At 65.2% G+C, this 22,711-nt stretch carries 21 protein-coding genes; 7 read left to right on the top strand and 14 right to left on the bottom strand.

The genetic code is table 11. From position 1 onward, the window contains the following. Positions 1-51: 51 nt before the first annotated feature. A complete protein-coding gene (locus tag ACQY5K_RS17860) occupies positions 52-1,881 on the bottom strand; it encodes a DAK2 domain-containing protein (RefSeq protein WP_428118156.1) in 1,830 nt (609 codons plus the stop codon). A gap of 105 nt (positions 1,882-1,986) precedes the next feature. Here ACQY5K_RS17860 and ACQY5K_RS17855 point away from each other — a divergent pair, with 105 nt between their 5' ends. Then, positions 1,987-2,232, top strand: a complete 246-nt coding sequence (locus ACQY5K_RS17855) for a hypothetical protein (RefSeq protein WP_428118153.1) — start codon at positions 1,987-1,989, stop codon at positions 2,230-2,232. Positions 2,233-2,328: 96 nt separating this feature from the next. Beyond that, positions 2,329-4,116: a phosphoenolpyruvate carboxykinase (GTP) gene (locus tag ACQY5K_RS17850; protein ID WP_428118150.1), complete on the top strand. Its 1,788-nt coding sequence runs from the start codon at positions 2,329-2,331 to the stop codon at positions 4,114-4,116. Positions 4,117-4,163: 47 nt separating this feature from the next. Here the strand turns inward: ACQY5K_RS17850 and ACQY5K_RS17845 are convergent, their stop codons facing one another. Beyond that, positions 4,164-4,286, bottom strand: coding sequence for a hypothetical protein (locus ACQY5K_RS17845; RefSeq protein ID WP_428118147.1), 123 nt, complete (start codon positions 4,284-4,286; stop codon positions 4,164-4,166). Between the two features lie 411 nt (positions 4,287-4,697). On the opposite strand from ACQY5K_RS17845, the gene ACQY5K_RS17840 reads away from it, so the two are divergent. Next, on the top strand, positions 4,698-5,666 hold the full coding sequence (locus ACQY5K_RS17840; protein WP_428118144.1) for an HNH endonuclease: 969 nt from the start codon (positions 4,698-4,700) through the stop codon (positions 5,664-5,666). 13 nt (positions 5,667-5,679) lie between these two features. Here ACQY5K_RS17840 and ACQY5K_RS17835 read toward each other — a convergent pair whose 3' ends face one another. The 5 genes from ACQY5K_RS17835 to ACQY5K_RS17815 form a co-directional block, all read right to left on the bottom strand. Next, a complete protein-coding gene (locus ACQY5K_RS17835; RefSeq protein WP_428118142.1) occupies positions 5,680-6,636 on the bottom strand; it encodes a DNA cytosine methyltransferase in 957 nt (318 codons plus the stop codon). Positions 6,637-6,865: 229 nt separating this feature from the next. Then, positions 6,866-7,237, bottom strand: coding sequence for a hypothetical protein (locus tag ACQY5K_RS17830; RefSeq protein WP_428118140.1), 372 nt, complete (start codon positions 7,235-7,237; stop codon positions 6,866-6,868). Positions 7,238-7,294: 57 nt separating this feature from the next. Next, a complete protein-coding gene (locus tag ACQY5K_RS17825) occupies positions 7,295-7,690 on the bottom strand; it encodes a hypothetical protein (RefSeq protein WP_428118137.1) in 396 nt (131 codons plus the stop codon). 1 nt (position 7,691) lies between these two features. Continuing rightward, on the bottom strand, positions 7,692-8,843 hold the full coding sequence (locus ACQY5K_RS17820; protein ID WP_428118135.1) for a CaiB/BaiF CoA transferase family protein: 1,152 nt from the start codon (positions 8,841-8,843) through the stop codon (positions 7,692-7,694). A gap of 60 nt (positions 8,844-8,903) precedes the next feature. After that, positions 8,904-9,617, bottom strand: coding sequence for a helical backbone metal receptor (locus tag ACQY5K_RS17815; protein WP_428118132.1), 714 nt, complete (start codon positions 9,615-9,617; stop codon positions 8,904-8,906). A gap of 35 nt (positions 9,618-9,652) precedes the next feature. On the opposite strand from ACQY5K_RS17815, the gene ACQY5K_RS17810 reads away from it, so the two are divergent. Continuing rightward, complete coding sequence (locus ACQY5K_RS17810) at positions 9,653-11,485, top strand: ATP-dependent helicase (RefSeq protein WP_428118130.1); 1,833 nt, start codon at positions 9,653-9,655, stop codon at positions 11,483-11,485. On the opposite strand, the gene ACQY5K_RS17805 is transcribed toward ACQY5K_RS17810, so the two are convergent. Genes ACQY5K_RS17805 through ACQY5K_RS17795 form a run of 3 tightly spaced genes read right to left on the bottom strand, consistent with a single transcriptional unit; the run spans position 11,482 to position 14,684 of the window. Further along, entirely contained in the window at positions 11,482-12,252 is a 771-nt protein-coding gene (locus ACQY5K_RS17805; protein WP_428118127.1) for an exodeoxyribonuclease III, read from the bottom strand. The genes ACQY5K_RS17810 and ACQY5K_RS17805 overlap by 4 nt on opposite strands. 38 nt (positions 12,253-12,290) lie before the next feature. Continuing rightward, positions 12,291-14,015: an energy-dependent translational throttle protein EttA gene (gene ettA, locus ACQY5K_RS17800; protein ID WP_428118125.1), complete on the bottom strand. Its 1,725-nt coding sequence runs from the start codon at positions 14,013-14,015 to the stop codon at positions 12,291-12,293. 15 nt (positions 14,016-14,030) lie between these two features. Continuing rightward, positions 14,031-14,684 carry an HAD-IA family hydrolase gene (locus ACQY5K_RS17795; protein ID WP_428118122.1) on the bottom strand — a complete coding sequence of 218 codons (654 nt, stop codon included), beginning with the start codon at positions 14,682-14,684 and terminating at the stop codon, positions 14,031-14,033. Positions 14,685-14,851: 167 nt separating this feature from the next. Here ACQY5K_RS17795 and ACQY5K_RS17790 point away from each other — a divergent pair, with 167 nt between their 5' ends. Beyond that, entirely contained in the window at positions 14,852-15,133 is a 282-nt protein-coding gene (locus ACQY5K_RS17790) for a hypothetical protein (protein ID WP_428118119.1), read from the top strand. Between the two features lie 45 nt (positions 15,134-15,178). On the opposite strand, the gene ACQY5K_RS17785 is transcribed toward ACQY5K_RS17790, so the two are convergent. The 4 genes from ACQY5K_RS17785 to ACQY5K_RS17770 all read right to left on the bottom strand — a co-directional run bounded on the left by ACQY5K_RS17785 (position 15,179) and on the right by ACQY5K_RS17770 (position 20,852). Then, complete coding sequence (locus tag ACQY5K_RS17785) at positions 15,179-15,901, bottom strand: amino acid ABC transporter ATP-binding protein (RefSeq protein WP_419920901.1); 723 nt, start codon at positions 15,899-15,901, stop codon at positions 15,179-15,181. A 147-nt stretch (positions 15,902-16,048) separates the two neighbouring features. Next, the gene (locus ACQY5K_RS17780) at positions 16,049-18,019 is read right to left on the bottom strand and encodes an ABC transporter permease subunit (protein WP_428118117.1); all 1,971 of its coding nucleotides are present in this window, start codon (positions 18,017-18,019) and stop codon (positions 16,049-16,051) included. A gap of 1 nt (position 18,020) precedes the next feature. Next, the gene (locus ACQY5K_RS17775) at positions 18,021-19,565 is read right to left on the bottom strand and encodes an amino acid ABC transporter permease (protein WP_428118114.1); all 1,545 of its coding nucleotides are present in this window, start codon (positions 19,563-19,565) and stop codon (positions 18,021-18,023) included. Between the two features lie 153 nt (positions 19,566-19,718). Continuing rightward, positions 19,719-20,852, bottom strand: a complete 1,134-nt coding sequence (locus ACQY5K_RS17770) for an amino acid ABC transporter substrate-binding protein (protein WP_428118111.1) — start codon at positions 20,850-20,852, stop codon at positions 19,719-19,721. Between the two features lie 191 nt (positions 20,853-21,043). On the opposite strand from ACQY5K_RS17770, the gene ACQY5K_RS17765 reads away from it, so the two are divergent. Continuing rightward, the gene (locus tag ACQY5K_RS17765; RefSeq protein WP_428122748.1) at positions 21,044-21,853 is read left to right on the top strand and encodes a 3'(2'),5'-bisphosphate nucleotidase CysQ; all 810 of its coding nucleotides are present in this window, start codon (positions 21,044-21,046) and stop codon (positions 21,851-21,853) included. Further along, positions 21,853-22,683, top strand: a complete 831-nt coding sequence (locus ACQY5K_RS17760; protein ID WP_428118108.1) for an enoyl-CoA hydratase-related protein — start codon at positions 21,853-21,855, stop codon at positions 22,681-22,683. Before ACQY5K_RS17765 ends, ACQY5K_RS17760 begins: the two co-directional genes overlap by 1 nt. Positions 22,684-22,711 lie beyond the last annotated feature (28 nt).

Below are 22,711 nucleotides of genomic sequence, written 5' to 3'. Positions count from 1 at the left end.
ATGCAGGTCCTCCCCCGCGCCCGCCCGCGGCCCGCTGGCGGCGGCGAGGACTCATTCGATGCCGAACAGGTAGGGATAGTGGTCCTGGCCGCCGACATGGCGCTCGATTTCGACGTCGGGCCATTGGGCGGTGAGCCAACACAGCACTGCATCGGTGTCGGCGGTCTGGGCGTCGGCGCCCTCGATGACTGTGAGGATCTCGTGGGACGGCCGCAGCAGGCGGTCGAGCAGCCCGGTTGCCGCGCTGACGGCTGTATCGCCCGCCGCCACGATGCCCTCGGCATCGAGACCGATCCACTCGCCTGCGGAGATGTGCCCCTCCGGGCCTTCGGTGTCGCGTACTGCGCGGGTCACCTCGCCCGCAGTCACCGCCTCCGCGCCGTCGCTCATCGCGACAGCGTTGAGCCCAGCGTCGGCATCGGGGTCGTAGCCGATGAGCGAGGCGAGGCCCGCGGGCACCGATTTCGTGGGCACCACGGCGACCTCTTTGTCGGTGTGGGCGCCGACCTGGTGGGCCACCGGGACGATGTTGGAGTTGTTTGGCAACACGACGACCTGCTGCGACGGTGCGGCCTCGACTGCCGCAAGCAGCTCGGCGGTTGAGGGATTCATGGTTTGGCCGCCGGTGACGAGTTCTTGGGCGCCCATCGAGGCGAACAGCTCGTCGAGGCCCGGTGACGGCGACACGACGACGACGGCGCAACCGACAACGGGACGATCCGGGGTATCGGGGCCAGACGGCGCGGCGGCCCCAGCGACGGGCGCCGAGTGCTCAGCGTGGCCGCCCAGACCCGCGACCTGTTCGTGCAGATCGGTGATCTGGATGCGGTGGGGCCGTCCAGCGTCGATGCCGGCTTCGATGACAATGCCGATGTCGTCGGTGTGGATGTGGCAATTCCACAGGCCGTCGCCGCCGACCATCACGATCGAGTCGCCCATCGCGTCCCAGGCGGCCTTGAAGGCGTCGATCCGCTCGTCGTGCGCCGCCAGCAGGAACATGACTTCGTAGCGGGTGCCGGAAGGGTCGTGGGCCTCGTCTCCGAGATGGCTGTGCAGCTCGTCGCGGCGCTGCGCCAATGGGTCCACTCCGGCGTCGGGCAGCGATGTGCCGGCGTTGCCGTGCGCGATCACTGCGGCGACATCGGCGGGCAGTTCGACTCGCTCGGGCAGGGGCCTGCCGTCGACGACATTGAGGAGCGCATCGAGCAGCAGCAGGTAACCCGCTGCGCCCGCGTCCACCACTCCGGCAGACGCGAGCACCGGCAGCTGCTGCGGCGTGCGCTCAAGGGCAACCTGCCCCGCGTACCGGGCTGTCTCGAGCATGGCCACCAGCTGTGCCGCTCCGCCCTGCGACGAATCGTTAGCGACTGCGGCGCGCGCCGCGTGTGCGCAAGCCCGAGCGACGCTGAGAATGGTGCCTTCGACAGGTCTCATCACTGCGCTGTCTGCGGCCGTGCTCGCCGCCATGAGTCCTTCGGCCAGCCGCCAAGCGTCGATCATCGGCTCGGCGAGGCCTGAGCCGTCGTCGCCTGAGCCGTCGTCGGGGATATCGGGAGCCAACGTGGCGGCAAGGCCGCGCAGCAGCTGGCTGACGATGACCCCGCTGTTGCCGCGCGCGCCCATGAGCGCGCCGTGCGAAATTGCCCGGCAGACCTCGGAGCGCCCGGCGTCGGCAACGGGTTCCAATTCGGAGGCCACCGAGGCCAGCGTCAGGGCCATGTTGGTGCCGGTGTCGCCATCTGGCACCGGATACACGTTGAGTCTGTCGATCGTCGTGCGGTGCCGCTGCAACGCCTCGCCGTAGGCGCGCACGGCAGCCACAACATGGCCGGTGTCCAGCGCGTGCTTCGGCAGCCGTTCCGCAGACACCTCCTCGCTCATGACCGTCGAAGTTACAGCGCGCCCGCTGTGCACGGTTGGTAGCTTTCGGGACGCTGTGACGGCTGCTTCGGCGTCCGCGCAGACTCCCAGCCAACGGAGGCGCGAATGCAAGGCGTCATCAAGTCGTACGACCCTGCATCCAAAGTCGGCGTGGTCACTGACGATGTCGCACGCGCCGAGCACGAGCTGGCCCCTGATGCCTTGGAGGGTTCCATCTTCCGGATGGTGAGGCAGGGCCAGCGAGTCATCTTCGACCTCGACGATCAGGGGCTGGCAACCAGACTTCGCCTGGGTTCAGAGGTCGACTTGGGAACACCGGAATGGATCACCGCCGGGGGGAGCACCACGTGATCCGCGGCCGACCACGAAGTCGGCCGGCTCCGGAGCGCGGACGAGTGCAGCAACTGCGAAGCGCGAGCGAGTAGGAAGACCGACCCGGAGGTCACATTGCCCCCAACCACCAACCGCCAACTGCTCGAATGGGTCGACCGCTGGGCTGGCGTCATGCGCCCCGACAACGTCGTTTGGTGCGACGGGTCCGAATCCGAGTACGAGCGGCTCTGCGGCCTCATGGTCGAGTCGGGCACGCTGATCCCGCTCGATCCCCAGACCAGGCCGAACAGCTTCCTGGCCCGCTCGGATCCGGGCGATGTGGCCCGGGTAGAGGACCGCACGTTCATCTGCTGCGAGCGCGAGGTGGACGCAGGCCCCAACAACAACTGGCGGGCGCCCGACGAGATGCGGGCCGAGTTGAGCGAACTGTTCGCGGGCTCCATGCGAGGCCGGACCATGTACGTGGTGCCCTTCTCGATGGGTCCGCTGGGATCGCACATCGCCCACATCGGCGTCCAGCTGACCGACTCGCCCTACGTGGCGGTGTCGATGCGGATCATGACCCGCATGGGCCAGGCCACGCTCGACGTTCTCGGCGACGGAGAGTTCGTGCCGTGCGTGCATTCGCTGGGCGCGCCGCTCGAGCCCGGTGAGGACGACGTGCCGTGGCCGTGCGATGCCGAACGCAAGTACATCGTCCATTTCCCGGAGACCCGAGAGATCTGGTCCTACGGCTCGGGCTACGGCGGAAACGCGCTGCTGGGCAAGAAGTGCTTCGCGCTGCGAATCGCATCGACGATGGCCCGTGACCAGGGCTGGCTGGCCGAGCACATGCTGATCGTGGGCGTCACTCCCCCGGGCGGCGAAACGGTCTACGTGGCCGCTGCGTTCCCGTCGGCTTGCGGCAAGACGAACATGGCGATGATGATCCCGACCCTGCCCGGCTGGAAGGTCGAGACCATCGGCGACGACATCGCATGGATGAAGTTCGGCTCCGACGGCCGGCTGCATGCCATCAACCCCGAAGCCGGCATCTTCGGCGTGGCGCCGGGCACCGGCGACGACACCAACCCGAGCGCGCTGGCCACCATGTGGGGCAACTGCGTTTTCACCAACGTCGCCCAGACCTCCGACGGCGACGTGTGGTGGGAAGGCCTCAGCGATACGCCCCCCGAGGGACTCACCGACTGGCGAGGCAATGCATGGAGCCCCGACGCCGGCACTCCCGCCGCGCACCCCAACGCCCGCTTCACCGCTCCCGCAGCACAGTGCCCGACCATCGCGACCGAATGGGAAGACCCAGCCGGCGTGCCGATCTCAGCGATCCTGTTCGGCGGCCGACGAGCGACCACGGTGCCGCTGGTGACCGAAGCGCTCAGTTGGGAACACGGCGTGTTCCTGGGCTCAGTGATGTCGTCGGAAAAGACGGCCGCCGCTGCGGGAGCCATCGGCGAGGTCCGTCGTGATCCCTTCGCGATGCTGCCGTTCTGCGGCTACAACTTCGGCGACTACTTCCAGCACTGGCTGGACATCGGCGCGAAGCCCAACACGCATCTGCCGAAGCTGTTCTACGTCAACTGGTTCCGCAAGGACGACAACGGCAAGTTCATCTGGCCCGGCTTCGGCGAGAACTCCCGCGTGCTCAAGTGGGTCATCGAACGGGTCGCTGGCCACGGCGAGGCGGTGCCGACCGCAATCGGCCTGGTCCCGCCGCCCAAGGCGCTCGACACCACCGGCCTCGACTTGACCGACGAGCAGATCGTTTCGTTGACCACCGTCGACGAGGACGACTGGCGAGCCGAAATCGACATGATCGAAGCCCACTACAACACCCTCGGTGATCGCCTCCCGCCCGAGATGCGCCGTCAGCTCGACCAGCTCGAAGAACGCCTCGGCGTCTGAGGCCGCCGCCAGACCTACGGTCGGCGGGCAGTCGATCTCCGCGGCGCTCAGCTACCCAAGAACATGGCGCGGATGGCGAGTCCCATGATGAACAGGGCGCCGAATCCGAACAGCTCATAGCGGCGATGCGAGAGTTGCTGCCGGTAGGCGTACGCAATCGCGACCGCCACGGCTCGATTGCCGAGGTTCCAAAGTCGCTCTAGCCATCTTGGGCGCGGACAATTGGTCGTGTGCGCCGCACGCGACGTGATGTCGATGGGATCAACTACCTTGCTGTGTAGAGATACATAGCTACTGACGAACGTAACCTTGCGCCGACATTTCTCGGCAACTCACAATCACTCTGATGGAACGGCTCAGTGCATATCGGATTCAGAACTTCAGGAGGGCGAGGCGAATATGAGCTGGTGGGTCATCACGGTACCCTCAGCGCAAGAGAACTCGACGGCTGGACATTGTCTTGGAAGCTTCATGGTTTCGAGATCCACCCAAGTAATCTCCTCGTGCGGTCAGGCGAAAGTGAAAAGCCCAGGCTTCGGAGGCAGCGAGCTAACTCAAACACACCTCAAGTAGGGCGCCAGATGGGCGCCTTATTGCTATTGAGGCCGCGAAGAGATGCAGAAAATCTTGCCGACTCGATTCCTGTAATGTGCAAACAGGGCTATCTGCTTACGAAGATTGGGCTCGGACCCGATATACAGTTTGACGACAGAGACCGCGCGATCGTGGCGTCCCCGACCTACGTGTCGATCAAGAATGAGATCGCCGAACAGACTGTTTGGTTTGACCAACGTTGGGCTGTGGTTGAGCAATTGCACCAATTGGTACTCGACAACGAGTTACCCGATCTTCCCAACCGTATTGTCGAACTGCTTGATCAACACCGTCTAGCACTTGAACTGGGACCAGCCAGTGTCGAAGCGATCAAGACGACAAGCAGAATCTTCCGCTGGCTTGATAGCGTTGAGATTGCTCTCATTAGTCGCGGCAGGAACTATGTGCGCAACTTGATTCTTGGAACAGATGATGGTGATGGAATATCCTCTGCTATTCCGATAACGCTCGATCAACTTGCCCTTGACGACATTCCCATGCGCATTCAGAGGGCAGGTGAAATGAGGCTAAGCAATATTCGCGGGTCTTCTGGAGCTCGCTTCTCCAAGGAAGTGCGCAGAGTATGGGACGACACGTGCGCATTCTGTAGCTTGCGGCTACCAGGTGATGGGACAATTGGTTCAGGAGTGGACGCTGCGCACATATTGCCATGGCGTCACTTTGACCTTGACCGAGTAGATAACGGCGTTTGCTTGTGCAAGCTTCACCATTGGGCCTTCGACCAGATGCTGTTGGCCATTCGACACAAGGGTGGCAAGTACTACGTTGAAGGCACGGTTCTATTGGAGCGGATAGGGACTCGCGAGCGGGATCGCATCGCATCAGTAGTCGGAGAAATTCCCCACGAACTCTTACCGAGCCTAGTAGAACACCGGCCAAATCCGGTGTTCATTGAGAGGTTCTACGCGGGTATCGACCTAACGCTTCTCACCTGAATCAAAGTGTTTCTTAGAAGTCTACCAATTCGGGTCCCAGCACACGTCTTATGCGACGGCCGAGCCATTCGGCAACCGGCACTGACACTGCATTTCCGCAAGCGTGGTAGCGGGCGCTATCTAGAGCCTGTAGGTTGTGTTGCCTTCGCTTGGGCACAGTCCAGTTGTCCGGAAATCCCTGTAGACGTTCGGTCTCCAGTGGCGTAAGTCGTCTTACCCAGCCCTGAGGGTATGAGACGTAGTTGCGAGACCAATCAGTTCCTGTATGTCTAGCTGACTCAGCATACAGACAGTGCGCTAATTTCTTGACGAACCCTTTGCTAGCATCTCCAACGCAGATCTTAAAGGGGGAAACAGTTTTCTGTCCATTCGATCGGCGCGTCTCAGAATCCCGGTCGCGGCATTCGGGCTCAAAAAGTACTGCTCCGGCACGTTCGGCTCCTCCAAGATATCCGATAATGAAGACTCGAGAGCGTGACTGGGGGATGCCGAAGTATCGACTGTCAAGAACCCGCCACGCGATGCCATACCCGAGTTCGGCCAACGTCCGTACGACGACTGCAAAATCTCTTCCTTGGTTGGAAGATAGGAGTGCCGCAACGTTCTCGATGACGAGAGCTTTGGGGCGACACGACTCAATAAGGTCGGCAAATGCATAGAAGAGTCCAGACTGGTTTCCTGCGAGACCCGCTCTCGGTCCCATTCTGGCGAGGCTGACATCTTGACAAGGGAATCCTCCGGCCCAAACGTCGGCATCTGCGATTTCATATGGCTCCACTTCGCGAATGTCTCGGGCTCGCTCTACATGTGGCCAATGTTGTTCCAAGATTTCAAGACAGAAATCCTTTATTTCGCACTGCCACACTGTTTCCAAGCCAGCGCGCTCAAATCCAAGGTCGAAACCTCCGATGCCAGCAAAGAAGCTGGCGACGCGAAGCCTCGTCGCAGGCGTCGGTTCATCCAAGAACATGATGATCGAACGGTAGACCGTCGGTGTGACACGAGGGGGGATGGCAAACGACTCTCTCTAGAGGATTCTGAACGACGAGTGGCTCACCGCACGGACGACCGCATGAGCTACACCGGCCATGGTCGAGGACCGGCTGCCGATGCCCGACCACTCGGCGACGAGTCGCCAAGGGATCGCACGTCCCATGACTCGAAGTTCCATTCGGTGGCGCTCCAAGAACTGTGTGCGCTCAGCTGCCCAAGAACATGGCGCGGATGGCGAGTCCCATGATGAACAGGGCGCCGAATCCGAACAGCTCATAGCGGCGATGCGAGAGTTGCTGCCGGTAGGCGTACACGAACGCGACCGCCACGGCGCAGCAGACTCCGTAGAACACATGGAATGCAGGCGCTTCGACTTCGGCGACCCCGATGACGACAACGCCGACGGTGAGCTGGACGAAGACCAGCACCCACGCGGCACCAAGGAGCCACCACAAGCTGCTGTGTCGCATGTGGTGCCAGCGGACGGCGGCGAGCGACCACAGGCCTGCAACACCGTTCGAGATCACGAGCGCCCAGCCCAGCACGACGTGAAGCGATTTCCAGAACTCAGCGGACATGCATCTCGGCTCGCTGGGAGGAGATCACCGCCGCGGCGGCGACTGCGTTTGATGGTCTCACCGCTGACGCGGCGAGACGTGTTGCGTGAAGAGATGGATGAACATCAACAGGTTCTGCGCGTCGCCATGGCCGTTGGCCAAGTTGAGCTCGCCGGGGCGGCGGGCCTCGATGTCGCTGAGCTTCATCACATCGAGCGCTCGCAGCAGGCCCACCGGAGCGCCCGCAGACACCAGCTCGCCGATGTCGCGCACCAGGTGTCGGCCTCGCAGGCCCTGGGCCTGGATCAGGCTGCGCAGCAGCAGCCGGGCGAGGGCGCACGCGCTCGCGGGCGACACGTCGGCCACCGCAGCGGCTTCGGTGTAGAGCGGGACGAGCTTGCGGTCCAGTCCCGGCGGAGGACCGGCCGGCTCACTGGAGCGAGCGTCGTCGGCGTCTCGAGGCTCGTCGCTCACCTCAGGCGACGGCACCGGTGTCGCGCAACTTGACGATGTCGTCAGCGTCGTAGCCGGCTATGGCGAGCACGTCGTCGGTGTGCTGGCCTGGATGCGCTGGCGGGCCCTGGACCGATTCGACGGTCCGTCCAAAGCGCGGTGACGGGCTGGGCTGGGTAACCCCGGCTACTTCGCAGAACGTATTGCGATGCACATTGTGCGGATGCTGGGGCGCCTCTTCGAGCGTCAGCACTGGGGCGAAGCACACGTCGGTGGCGTCCATGATCTCGCACCATTCGTCGCGGGTCTTGGCTCTGAAAACCTCGGCGATGCGATCCTTGAGATGGGGCCAGCTGCTGCGGGAATTCTGCTTGGCGAACTCAGCGTCGTCGTCGAGCCCGGTCAGCCTCACCAGCTCTGCGTAGAACTGCGGTTCGATCGACCCGACCGAGATGTAGTTGCCGTCAGCGCATTGGTACACGTCGTAGAAGTGGCTGCCGGTATCGAGCAGGTTCGTGCCGCGCTCGTCGTTCCACACACCCAGCGCACGCATCGAATGGAACATCGCCATCAGCGTGGCGGCGCCGTCGACCATGGCTGCGTCGATGACCTGTCCCTCGCCGGAACGCTGCGCTTCGAACAGGCCGCAGGCCACGCCGAACGCGAGCAGCATTCCGCCGCCGCCAAAGTCGCCCACGAGGTTGAGCGGCGCTATCGGTGGCTCGCCCGCCCGTCCGATCGGTTCGAGCGCGCCAGCCAGCGCGATGTAGTTGATGTCGTGCCCCGCGCCCAGGTGATACGGACCTTCCTGACCCCAGCCGGTCATCCGGCCATAGACGAGTCCCCGATTGCGGGCGAGGCACTCTTCGGGGCCGATCCCCAAGCGTTCCATCACGCCCGGACGGAATCCTTCGATCAGCGCGTCGGCATGCTCGACAAGGCGCAGCAACGCCTCGGCGCCGTCGGGATTCTTCAGGTCGAGCCCGATCGAAGATCGACCGCGAGCCAGCACGTCGATGGGCGGAACGTCGACATCGTGGTCCCGCACGTTTCCGGCTCGATCCACCCGGATGACCTCCGCGCCCATATCCGAGAGCATCATCCCGCAAAAGGGCGCCGGCCCGATCCCCTGCATCTCGATCACCCTGGTCCCCGCCAGCGGTCCTGTGCCCATGTCTGGTCCCCCCTCGTCACGTCGGGGCAACGCTACTTCGCACTCTCGATCTGGGCGCTGTCAGGGCGTTGTCTGCTCCAGCGCTCTGCGGATCGTACGGGCCACTCGAACGACCGCCGCTGGCGTGCGGGTTCCCCACCAGAACAGATCCTGTCCGCCGACGAGGTGGGTCGGTGCGTACTGCGACAACTCGTCCACATGCCGCAGATGCCACGGATACGGCTCGGTTGGGGCGAGGATCACCTCAAAGTGCCCGGCCGAGAGGTCGGCATCGGAAAGGGTCGGGTAGGCGTCGCGGTCAGCGAAGGCCACCTCGACACCGCAATAGCGGAGCAGCGAGGCGCCGTACGTCCGCGCGCCGATGGTCATGTACGGCCGGCGCCAGATCGGCACGAAGACGCGAACATTTCCGACCAGCGCCGCTGGGCCCCGCAAGTCGGCTGGCTTGGGCAGCGGTTCAGGAGTCCAGGCCACACCGATCCGTTGCGCCAAGCGGCCCAGTTCGGGCTCTACGTCGCCGAGCGCCGCAATATGCAGAGCCTCCACGTTGAGACCTGCCGCGACCAGCGCGTCATAGTCCTGCCTGCGGTTCTCCTCGCGATCGGTCACGACAAGGTCCGGCCCCAGCGCGACGATCGCTTCGACGTCGGGATTCTTGGTGCCACCCACGTGTGGCAAATCGGGCCGCTCACAGAAGCGGGTGCACGCGATCGGGTCGGTACCCCAGGTCGCCAGCGTCTCGGTGACACTCGGAACGAGGCTCACGATGCGCACCGACGGCAGGGTAACGACGGTCTAGGTTCGCTCCCGTGGACTCGTCAGCCAGCCGGCTCGACGCAGCGCAGCGCGCTGCGGTGGATTCGGAGGCGAGCGCCCTCTTGGTGGTGGCGGGACCAGGGAGCGGCAAGACCCGAGTGCTCACGCATCGGATCGCTCGGCGAGTCGACGACGAGTCGATCCAAGCACGGCATGCGGTGGCCGTCACCTTTACGCGGCGAGCTGCGCACGAGTTGCGTTCCCGGCTTCGGGACTTGGGCGTCGACGGCACCGGCCCGGTCGGCACCTTTCATTCCATTGCATTGGCACAACTGCGCCAATACGACATCGACCGCGGGCGATCCGTGCGCAAGGTCCTGCCGAGCCGTGCCGCTCTCAGCGGTGAGCTCGCAGAGCATCTGCGCGACAGGTTTGGAGCCCGACCGCCAGTGACCGTGGCGGTCGCTTTGCGCGAGATCGACTGGGCGAAGGCGAGCGATCTCTCAGCCGCCGAGTACCGCGACGGTCCCGGCCCCAGACGAGTGGGATCTGGCGCCGAGGCCACAGCGGAGCTGTACTCGCACTACGAGCGCACCAAGACGCGCCGACGAATGCTGGACTTCGACGACCTGCTCATCGAGTGCACACGCCTGATGCACTCCGACGAGCACTTCGCGAACGCCCGACGCTGGCTGCACCGTCACTTCTTCGTCGACGAATTCCAGGACCTGAACCGGCTGCAATGGAACCTGCTGGTGGCTTGGCTGGGCGGGACCTCCGCCGTGCGCGACGGCGCCTGCGACATCTGCGTCGTCGGCGACACCGATCAGGCCATCTATGGGTGGAACGGCGCAGACAGCAGCTACATCGCTGAGTTCGGTCGCCGTTTCGACGGTGCTGAAGTGGTGCATCTCGACCTCAACTACCGCAGCCATCCGTTGCTCGTCGCCGCGGCATCCGCCGTCATGTCCCCCAGCGAGCCAGCAACCCCAGCACAGTCTCAACGAGGTGGACACGACCAACAGCCCGCACGCCCGCACGAAATCGGTCCGGCGCCCACGGTGACGGCATACGACGACGAGGCGGCCGAGGCCGACGGCATCGCCCGCTGGATCACCGCGCAGAACAAGCGATGGGGCTCGTTCGGTGTGCTGGCGCGCACGAACGCGCAGCTGCACGATGTCGCCGCAGCTCTGGGCTCGGCGGGCATCCCACATCGAATCGGCGGCCAGCGAGGCTCCTTCGGGCAGCTGCCGGAGGTGCGCGAACTGCTCGACCGGCTCCGCGCTTCGGGAGCGGACTTCGCTTCGGTCGTCGCCGAGCTACGCCAGGAAGCCAGCAGCCGGCCGCGGTCTTCCGACAGCGCTTCGAGCGATCAGACGGAGTTGCGACTGCTGGACCTCGCTGCGGTCTACCTGGACGAGCAGGCAAGCGCCGTAGGCCGCCGCAATGCCCCACTGGGTGCGGACGGTCGCAGCTTTGCCACCTGGATCGGTCTGCTGTCAGGGCGCGACCGCGAGCTCACCGGCGATCTGTTCGGCATCGATCGCTTCACCCGCCCCGGCGGTGCTGTGACACTTGCAACGTTTCACGCTGCGAAGGGCCTCGAATGGCGCTATGTCGTCATCGCGGGCGCCGAGGACGGATTGGTACCGCTGCGTCACGACGATCCCGAAGAACGTCGGCTCTTCTATGTCGCCGTGTCGCGAGCCACCCACGCGCTGCACTTCACCTGGGCGCGGCACCGGCCACGGACCGACCGCCGCAATCGCGAGCCCTCGCGGTGGCTGGCACTCATCGAGCATGCGACCGCCGAGCCGCCGCCGCTCGGCCCCCAGGACGCCGCTGCCCACCTCGCAGCGGCGCGCGCTGCGTTGGATCGTTAGTCGAGGTCGACGAACACCGGCGTGTGGTCCGAAGGCTTGGTGCCCTTGCGGGCGTTGCGGTCGATGAGGCAGAACCGGGTCGTATCGACCACCGGCACCGTGCCCAGCAACAGGTCGATGCGCAGGCCGTGGCGTTTGTAGAACGCGCCGTCGCGGTAGTCCCACCAGCTGTACAAGCCCGCAGCGCCGTAGTGCTCGCGGAAGATGTCCGCCAGCCCCCAGTCGCACACGGCTTGCACCGCGGCCCGTTCTCGCTCGGTGACGTGGGTCCGCGGCTCGGGATTGTCCGGATCCCACACATCCCGATCATCAAGGCACACGTTGAAGTCGCCGCCGACCAGAACGGGCTCGGCTGGATCGCACGTGGCCTCCAAGTGTGCGCGCAGGCGCCCGAGCCAGTCCAGCTTGTAGCGGTAGTGATCGTGGTCGACGGCCCGGCCGTTGGGCACGTACACCGAGCTCACCGTGACGCCTGCGCACCGGGCTGAAACGATCCGGGCATCGGGGTCCGGCTCGCGCCCGTCAGCAAAGCCCGCAATCGGATCCTCAATCCCCACGCTCGACAGGATCGCCACGCCGTTCCAGCGCCCCTCGCCGTGATGCACCGACGCATAGCCCTGCGCCTCGAAGTGCAAGTGCGGGAACTGCTCGTCGGCCATCTTGGTCTCTTGCAACAGCAGCACGTCGGGCTCGGCATAGTCCAGCCACTCGTCAACCCGCTCCAGCCGGGCATTGAGGCTGTTCACGTTCCAGGTCGCGATCCGCACCTCGGGGACGCTAATGGCCACGGCGCCGACGTCGGGGCTCAACGAGCGAGCGGCTTGTAGGTGATGCGCCTGGGATGCGCCGCGGCCGAGCCGCGGCCGGTCGGCGGGGCGGCGGCGCCCAGCTCGCGCTTGCGGAAGGCCTCGTAGTCGCTGAAGTTGCCCTCGAACCAACGCACCACGCTGTCGCCCTCGAAGGCCAGCACATGCGTGGCGATCCGGTCCAGGAACCAGCGGTCGTGGCTGATGACCACGGCGCACCCTCCGAAGGACTCCAGCGCGTCTTCGAGCGATCGCAGCGTGTCCACGTCGAGGTCGTTGGTGGGCTCGTCGAGCATCAGCACGTTGCAGCCCGACGTCAGCGTGCGTGCCAGATGCACCCGATTGCGCTCGCCGCCTGCGAGCTCGCCCACACGCTTCTGCTGGTCCGAACCGGTGAAATTGAACGACGCCACGAACGCTCGGCCGTTCACCTCGCGGGCACCGCCGACGCCGTCGATGCGGAGCGTGTCGTGGCCGTCGGTGATCTCGGTGTACACGGTGCGGCTGTCGTCCAACCGGGCCCGCGACTGGTCCACGTAGGCAATGTCGGTCGTCTCGCCCACGGTGATCGATCCCGCGTCGGGCACCTCGTCGCCGACAAGCATCCGAAACAGCGTCGTCTTGCCCGCGCCGTTCGCGCCGATGACGCCAACGATGCCGCCGGGCGGCAAGCTGAACGACAAGTCATCGAACAGCAGCTTGTCCCCGAATGCCTTCGACAGCCCGTTTGCTTCGATGACCAACGAGCCCAGCCGACGCGACATCGGAATGGTGATCTGCAGCGCGTCAGCGCGCCGCTGCTCGGTAGCGGTGTCTCGATGCGCGGCCAAGAGTTCCTCGTAGGCGTTGACGCGTGCCCTGCTCTTCGCCTGGCGAGCCCGCGGCGACATTCGAACCCATTCCAGTTCACGTGCCAGCGTGCGTGCCCGGGCATCAGATTCGCTCCGCTCAGCAGCCATCCGCGCCGCCTTGCGCTCCAGCCACGCGCTGTAGTTGCCCTCGAACGGCATCGTGCGCCCGTGGTCGATCTCGAGAATCCAGCCGGCCACGTTGTCCAGGAAGTAGCGGTCGTGGGTGATCGCCACCACCGTGCCCGAATAGTCCGCCAGGAATCGCTCCAGCCAGGCCACTGACTCGGCGTCGAGATGGTTGGTCGGCTCGTCGAGCAGCAGCAGATCCGGATGCGACAACAGCAGCCGGCACAGCGCCACGCGGCGCCGCTCCCCGCCCGACAACGTCGTCACATCGGCATCGGGTGGCGGCAGCCGGAGCGCGTCCATGGCGATGGCCACCTGTCGCTCGAGGTCCCACGCTCCCGCCGAGGCGATGCGGTCCTCCAGTTCGGCCTGCTGGGTCCCGAGCGCATCGAAGTCGGCGTCGGGATCGCTCCAGCCGGCAAGAACTGCTTCGTATTGTGCGAGCAGCGCCGCAGTCGCCGCGACGCCCGACATCACGTTGCCTTCGACGTTCATCGAGGCGTCCAGCTCTGGCTCCTGAGGCAGCAGGCCAACCGCGGCCCCCAAGGCGAGTCGTGCCTCGCCGGTGTAGCCGTCGTCGAGACCGGCCATGATCCGCAGCAGGGACGACTTTCCCGAGCCGTTGTGCCCGATGACTCCGATCTTGGCGCCACCCAAGAACGCGAGCGTCACATCGCGTAGCACCTCGCGGTCCGGCGGGTAGAAGCGTCCCGCCTTTCGCAGCGTGTAGATGAACTCAGCGGCCATGACGTCAGCGGGACATCAGCGCAGGCGCAAGCCCACGAGCGCTTCCAGTTCTCGCAGTGCCTCGTCGGGATCTATCACCTTGATCGCCGCCATCCCCATCGCAGCTGCGGGCTTGCAGTTGATGCCGAGGTCATCGAGATAGGCCGTCCGGGCCGGGTCGATGCCCAATTCAGCGCAGGCGAGCTCGTAGATCCGCGGATCGGGCTTGCGCAACCCGACGACGGACGACTCGATCACCACGCCGAACAGCTTCATCACCTCGGCTATCGCGGCGGCTGTGGCCGCGTCACGCGCCATCCCAGCGCCATGTCCCGCCCGCACGTTGTTGGTGATGCAGCCGATCGGCAGCCGCTCAGCAAGAATCTCGAGCGCCCGGACCATCTGCGGGCGCAGGCCACCGCTGAGGCACGCGAGCACCTCCGCTCCCGAGACCGAGTAGCCGATCTCGGCGGCCTCGGCCTCGAACAGCGCGGCGAAGGTTTCGACGCTGATCTCGCTGCGTTCCAACTGGGCCCAGGCGTTGTCGTCGGGGTTGGTGGCGTTGATCTGGCGAATCGTGTCGCTCGGGATGCCGAGACGCTCCTCGTAGCGGTTGAACGACTCGAATGGGCTCTCGGTGATGACACCGCCGAAATCGAAGAGGACCGCGCGAATCCTGCCCGCTTGCACGGGGGCGCACGCTATCTGGACCGCCGTGCGACCCGATCGGTGCTTGTCCGCTGTTCGCGCGTTGCGCGCGTTTTCTGGTCCAAGGTCGCGCGAGTAGTACCAGATTTTCGCACGTTGCGCGCGAAAATCCACCAGCTGCGCGCGAGCGTTCGCTAGGGTCCCTCGCTATGGCCACGGACACGACGACGTCGGCGTCAGATTCGACAATGGCAGCGAAGACCGCAACGCCCCGCAAGCGCTGGAAGAGTCGGGCAGTCACCCGGACTGTCGATGCCGGTAATTCCGCGTATTGCGCCGTGTGCGACGAGCTGATCAAGTTCCGCGCCCGCATCCGAGCCGAGCAGATCATCTGCAACGTGTACGTGAAGAATCGCTGGGACCGCGTCGAGCACTATCACCCTGACTGCTACGAGCAGGCCGACAGCCCGTACGGAGAGCCCAACGGCTGAGAGGCATCCAATCGGTGGTCGGCGGCCTGCTGGCCGTCAGCCGGTTCAGATCACCTGGCTCAAGAACAGCTTGGTTCGCTCTTCGGCCGGGTCGGTGAAGAAATGCTCGGGCGTGCCGACTTCGACGATCTCACCGTCCTCCATGAAGATGATCCGGTCGGCGACTTCGCGGGCGAAGCCCATTTCGTGCGTCACCACCATCATGGTCATGCCTGAGCGCGCCAGCCCTTCCATCACGTCGAGCACTTCTTTGATCATCTCGGGGTCGAGCGCGGAGGTCGGCTCGTCAAAGAGCATCACGCGGGGCTCCATCGCGAGGGCTCGGGCGATCGCCACGCGCTGCTGCTGACCGCCTGAGAGCTGGCCTGGGAACTTCTGGGCCTGTTCGGGGATGCCGACCCGTTCGAGCAGCGACAGCGCCAGCTCTTCGGCCTCGGGCCGGGATTTCTTGCGGACCCACATCGGGGCGAGCGTGATGTTGTCCAGCACGGTCAGGTGCGGGAACAGGTTGAACTGCTGGAAGACCATCCCGACCTCGGAGCGGATCTTCTCGATGTTGCGCAGATCGTTGGTCAGCTCGATGCCGTCGACGAGGATCTGGCCGCTCTGATGGGCCTCGAGCCGGTTGATGCAGCGGATCCAGGTGCTCTTGCCTGAGCCCGACGGCCCCAGCACCACCACGATCTCGCGTTCCTTGATGGTCGCGCTAATCCCGGTCAGTGCCTGGAAGTCGCCGAACCACTTGTCCACGTCGCGGCACACGATCATGTCGTCGCGCGCCGCGAGCTCGTCGGACACAGCGACCGTGGCGTCCCCGTGCATACGGCCAACAGGTGGTGGTGGCGGACTCATGTGCGGTACCTCGCCGTTCTCATAGAAGCCAGTCTTGTAGATGCCGATCTCACTGTCGGGGCCTCATCGCTGACCCAGTCCGACCCGGCGCTCGAGCCGCTGGCTGTACTTCGACATGGAGAATGCGACGACCCAATACACCGCTGATACGAACAGCAGGCCTTCTCGACGCACGCCGAGGAACTGCGTCTGGTTGGGGATCACCGAGTTGGCAAGGCGCAGGAAGTCGAACAGTCCGATGATCGCGAGCAGCGACGTCTCTTTGAACGTGGCGATGACCTGGCCGACCAATGGCGGGATCGACACGCGCAGCGCCTGAGGCAGCACGATGAAGCCCGTGCGCTGAGTGGTCGTGAGACCGACGGCGTCGGCCGCCTCGTACTGCCCCCGGCGGATCGATTGCAGGCCACCGCGCACGTTCTCGGCCAAATACGCGGCCGAGAACAGGGTGTATCCGGTGATGGCCGCCGCAAGCTCGCCCAGTTCCATGCCGGGCGGGAGGAACAACGGCAGGACGATCGAGAAGAAGATCAGCACCGTAATCAGCGGGATGCCGCGAACGATCTCGATATAGCTGGTGGCCAGAACCCGGAAGATCGGCTGCCGAGACGTCCTCGCCAACGCCAGCACCACCCCGAGCGGGAACGACAGCATGATCGTGAGCACCGCAACGAACAGCGTCACGCTGAACCCGCCCACGATCGCGCCCGTCGGCGTCGAAATCGTCGAGGGCGTGTTGATCACCGTGGCTCCGTAGAACACGAGCGTTACCGTCACCGCCCAGGCGCCGACGAGCCGCCGCCGCTGCGCCTCGACACCGGCGAAGTTGGGTGCCAGCAGTCCCGCCATGGCCAGCAGCAAGAATCCGATGCGTCCGACCTGCAGCATCGAATACCAGCCGAAGAACGCCGCGACCCAGTGGAACGCTGCAAGCAGGAGCAGTCCGATCGCCGCCAACCGGCCGACCTCGCCGGCATTCGGGCGTGTGAGCCACCACAGCACCGCGGAGCCGAGCACGGCGAACGCCAGCGCCATCGGCAAGATCGTGGAGTACACGTGGGCGTAGTCGATGTCGGGATCGCGCAGCACCACCCAGTACAGAACGAACGGGCTGACCAACCATGCCAAGTTCACCGCCGCTCGCGTCCGGCCCAGTGCCTCGCGAGGCAGTTCCGGGTCGCCCTCGTCGTCGGGTGCGTTTGCCAGGACCTGTGCCCGGGCGATGCGCCCGATCGCGAAGCAGCCCACGAGCAAGAGCCACATCACGGTCCACGGGAGTTTTGTCGTGAGCGCCACGGTGCGCCCTGGCTCTGCGATGAACTCGCCTTCCTTGAAGGCGTAGTGACCGTACCGCACGACCCACGTCGACCCGATGATGATGCCGACGAGGGCGAAGAGCAGACTTGTCGTCGGCACGAATGTGGTGCGGCGCGCCAAGTCGTCACGAGACGTCCACAGGGCAAGCCCGGCACCGATCAGCACGACGGCGAGCAACCACCACGTCCAGCGATCCGCCATTGCGGCGGCGAACGATTCGCGCAACCGATCGTCGGCGGCATCGCGCTGAAACGAGCCGTCGGCATGAGTGAGCACGCTGGGTTCGCGCAGCAGGATCCCGGCCGCGATGAACGCGCCCGCAGACATGAGCCAACCCGTCAGGCGCTTGATCGACACGCCGCCCCAGCGGGCCCATATCCCGATGCTGAGTCCCGCCAGCACCATGACGGTGCCGACCGACACCCACACGCGCATGTACTGCTCCTCGGGATACGCGTGAGTGAACAGCAGTCGCAAGTTGGTGCGCACCGCAGGCCACGAACGCTGCTCGCTGAACACGAAGTTCAGGAGTCCGCGATAGGCGAAGAGCGCCAGCAGCACCGCCAGCACCGTCAGCACTGCGTTTCGCTTGTTTGGGAACAGGTTCTCGCGCACCCAGCGGCCCGGCGGCAGGCTGGGTCGATCGGGTGGGCTGGCCGAGGTCATGGGCTCGGCGACGACGACCGTGGTGCCGCCCGGGAGCATCGGATCGGTCACCTCAGCGCTCCACGATCCGCAGCCGGATGTTGAAGAAGTTCACGACCACTGAGATCGTCAGCGAGCACGCCAGGTAGAACAGCATCCACACCGCCACCACCTGCAGTGTCTTTCCGGTCTGGTTGTAGACGGTCTGCCCGATCTGGACGAGATCGCTGTAGCCGACCGCAATGGCCAGCGACGTGTTCTTGGTGAGGTTCAGGTACTGATTCCCCACTGGCGGAAGGATGACTCGCAGCGCCTGCGGCAGGATCACCCGGCGCAACGTGGTTGAGCGCCGCAGGCCCAACGCCTCAGCAGCTTCGTTTTGCCCCTTCGGCACCGCCAGGATGCCGCCTCGAACGATCTCGGCGATGAACGTCGAGGTATAGAACACGACGCCGAAGTACACGGCGGCGAAACCCGTGGAGAGGTTCAGTCCTGCTGGCCCGTAGTTGGCGAAATGGCCCGGCTGCACGATGTCGGGGCGCATGGCATCGATGGGCTGACCGGTGCGTCCGTTGCCGAACTTGTCCGCCAGCACCCCCAGTCCATCGCTTGAAGAGTTGACAATCCAACTCGACAGCCCGGGCCACAGCACGGCGAACAGAAACACGACGATGCCGGCCGTGATCACGGCGAAGATCATCCGGAACCAATCGTCGTCGGTGAGCCGTGTGAGGCCGGCGGGCGTGCGGCGGCTGGCCAGGAACTTCCGAATCCACCACACAGCGACCGCAGCGGCGATCACCGCAGCAGCGAGCTGCACGACGCCTTGGGGGATCTTCCCCACTGCGTCGGAGAGGCTGCGAATCGGCGAGCCGAGCCATCCGAAGATCGGATGGACGAACCAGCCCACAATCGCAAACGCGGCAATCGTTCCCGTGGCCCAGGCACCTGCCTGGGTTTGCTCGCCGGTCATCTCTCGCCTGGTGGCGAGTCGCCGGAACACGATGCGGGCAACCACAGCGCCGATCACCAAGATGACGGCCCACTGATAGAAGCCGTCGGCCACGAACACCCGAGGCACCGAGAGTCCCTTGTTCGACAGGTGCACCCACCCCGGGATGGGGCCCATCCCGAATGAGACGTTCGGCAGCGCCGTCAGCACCGCCGCATACACGAGAATCTGCACCAGCAGCGGGATATTGCGCAGGCTCTCGACGTACATGCCTGCCAGCCGCCGCACCGGCCAGTTGGACGACAGGCGCGCGAGGCCAACGAGCACACCGATGACCGACGCAAGCGCGATGCCTGCGGCCGCCATGCGAATCGTGTTCACCATGCCGACGAACAGCGCTCTGCCGCCTGTGTCGGGACTGGTGTCGATGCCCGAACCGACCTTGATGCCGATGTGTTCAGAGATGAAGTCGAAGTCGATCTGGGCGCCGCTCGCTCGCAGACTGTCGCCCGCTTCGGCGGCCAGGAACCACAGCGCTCCCAGCACGAGCGCCAGCGCCCCCACCTGTGCGATCCAGCGCACGACAGTGGCGTCTCGGTAAAAGGGCGGCCGGGAGCCCAGTGTCCGCAGTGATTCGTCGCCCGCTGCAGTTCGAGGGTCGCTCACCGAGGGTCACCTTACGCGACCAGTTCGCGCCACTCGAGCTTTGCGATGCCCAGACGCGCAATGGCCCCCGATCCGTGTGGACCGGGGGCCATACGACAGTGGTCGATCGATCAGCTGCCGACTCGACGAACTCGCCAGCCGGCAGCGGCTCGACTAGCGAGCAGGTGGCGCGTAGATGAGACCGCCTGCGGTCCAGCGGGCGTTGGCCGAGCCGTCACGGCTCAGACCCACCGGGCCGAGATTGCGGGTGTAGACCTCGTCGTAGTTCCCGACCTGGCTGATCACGTTGTAGAAGGCATCTGCGGTCAGACCCATCTTGGTCTGCAGCTCGCCCTCTCCGCCAAGCATGCGAACGGCCTCAGCGTCGAGGTTCCCGCCGCTCAACATCGAGTCGATGTTCTCCGACGTGATGCCCTTCTCGTCGGCGATGATCATGGCGTACACGGTCCAGTTGACGACATCGCCGAACGTGGACTGGTTCTGCGCGTACACCGGGCCGAGTGGCTCCTTGGAGATCGGCGTCGGCGGGAAGATCGCCCACTCCTGATCGCCTTCTTGTTTCACCTTGCGGCCGACGAGCGCCGAGCCGTCGGTGGTGACCGCATCGCACGCGCCGCTGATGAAGTTCTCGGTGACAATGTCGAAGTCCTCGAACGTCGTCAGCGTGATCTCGATGCCAGCTGCATCAGCCGCATCAGCGATATTCTTCTCAGTGGTCGTGCCGGCGTTGGTGCATACCGTGGCCCCCCTCAGATCAGCGACTGACGAGGAGCCCGAAAAGCCGTCGCTCACGCGAGCCATGACCTGCTGGCCGTCGTAATAGGTGGTCGGCCCGAAGTCGAGCACTAGGTCGGAGTCCCGGCTCTGCGTCCAGGTGGTGTTGCGCACCAGCAGGTCGACCTCGCCCGACTCCACAGCGCTGAAGCGCTCGGCCGCGGTCAGCGGCACGAAGTTGACGTCGTTCGCGTCTCCGAGGATCGCAGCGGCGACTGCACGGCAGTAGTCGGCGTCGAAGCCGGTGGTACTGCCATCAGGCTGGGTCTCTGAGAAGGCAACTGCGGATCCGCTGACGCCGCAGTTGAGGGTGCCCCGCGAAATGACTTCATTCAGCAGGTCGGCGTCTTGAGTGAGCGCCACGCTGGTGCTGGGCTCTTCAGCCTCGGTGGTCACGGCCGGCTCGGTATCGCCGGGGGTGGCGGCCTCGTCGTCGCCGGAACCGCAGGCTGCCGCGAACAGGCCGAGTGCCAAGAGCGCGCCGCCGAAGCGCAGCACAGTACGTCTGGTCATAAGAATGCTTCCCTTCCCAAGAAGTCAATGAGCGTCAAGACGTCAGCCGCGGCGAACTTGCCACAATCGCGCCATCCGCCGCGAATGGTACTCGCACCGGTCGGTCACCCGGTCCGCTCATGAATACGATCACGTTACGCAGAATCTCCCGAAAACTGCCCAATGTCGGAGTGAACCAGACCTCGCACACGATGATCGTGGGCGAAGCGGCGCCCGACGGGCAGACTGGCTTGATGGCCCACCCCTGCGACCACGCTCTCGCCGCGAGCGTGGCCACCGAAGCCGGGGCCATGCTGGTCGAGATCCGCGAGCGCATGTTCAACGCGGGCGCGGGGACGTGGGAAGTCCGCGACACCGGCGACATGGAGGCGCACCGCCTCATCATGAACCGCCTGAGCGAAGCACGGCCCGGTGACGCAATCCTGTCCGAAGAGGGCCGCGACGATCACGGTCGGCTGTCAGCAGAGCGGGTTTGGATCGTCGACCCGCTGGACGGGACACGCGAGTACTCCGAGCCCGGCCGCAGCGACTGGGCCGTGCATGTCGCGCTGGTCGAGGGCGGCATTCCGACGGCTGGCGCCGTGGCGCTGCCCGCTGTGGGCCAAACACTGTGCACCGACCCGGAGCCGTCATTGCCCGCCGCATCAGGCGGCCGTCCGCGCATGGTCGTGAGCCGTTCCCGACCCCCTGCGGCCGCGATCATCGTGGCCCAGGCGCTCGACGCCGAGCTGATGACATTGGGCTCCGCCGGTGCAAAGGCGATGGCGGTGGTGCTGGGGATGGCTGACATCTACGCCCACTCGGGCGGACAATACGAATGGGACAATTGCGCGCCGGTCGCTGTGGCGCGGGCGGCGGGCCTGCACGCCAGCCGCTGTGACGGCTCCGATCTGGAATACAACTTCGCCGATCCCTGGCTCCCCGACGTTCTCATCTGCCGTCGTGAGTTCGCAGCCGATTCCCTCGAAGCGCTGCGAAAGGTGATTGAAGGCGAGGCCTGATGTCTGACATGGAATTGACGGCGACGAAGTACTCCGTGGACCCCCCGGTTGCGACCCTCACGCTGTCTCGGCCGCATCGCCGCAATGCGTGGACCGGCCGGATGCACACCGAATTCCGCTGGCTGCTCGAACAAGCCGAGGCGGACCCGGCGGTCCGAGCAGTCATCATCACCGGCGAGGGACGGGACTTCTGCGTCGGCGCCGATACCGCGGCACTCCAAGGTCACAGCGACAAGGGCGGCTACGACGCCGGAACACCACCCGATCTGGCCATGCCGGGCTACGGCGTGGCGCCGGAGTTCAACCAGAACTTCGCATTCATGATGGCGTTGGAGGTCATCACCATCGCAGCGGTCAACGGTGCCGCAGCCGGTGCCGGATTGGTCCTTGCCTGCTACTGCGACCTGCGCTTCGCTGCCGCCGATGCGAAGCTGACCACCGCCCACGGGCCCCTCGGGCTGCCGGCAGAGTTCGGCCTGTCATGGGTGCTTCCCCGGCTGGTCGGCATCACGCGGTCGAACGACCTGCTGCTGTCGAGCCGCAAGCTCTTGGCCTCGCAGACGCAGGGCTGGGGACTGTGGAATGAGATCATGGACGCCGAGTTGCTCATGGACCATGTCAACAACTACGCGCACGACATGGTCGCCCGAGTCGCTCCCAGCTCGCTGTCGGTGACCAAACGGCAGATCTATCTCGACCAGCACCGCGATGTCGGCACGGCGGTAGCAGAGTCCGATCGCTTGCTGTCCGACATGATCCCCAGCCCGGACTACGTAGAAGGCGTCCGCGCGCTCAGCGAGCGCCGGGCCGCCCGATGGCCCGACCGCTGAGACGCTGCGACACCTCAAGCACGTGACG

It is taken from the genome of Candidatus Poriferisodalis sp. (assembly GCF_965262965.1).
Classification (GTDB): domain Bacteria; phylum Actinomycetota; class Acidimicrobiia; order Acidimicrobiales; family Poriferisodalaceae; genus Poriferisodalis.
Note: the sequence above shows the minus strand (reverse complement) of the source record. Positions and strands in the feature narration are given on the sequence as shown.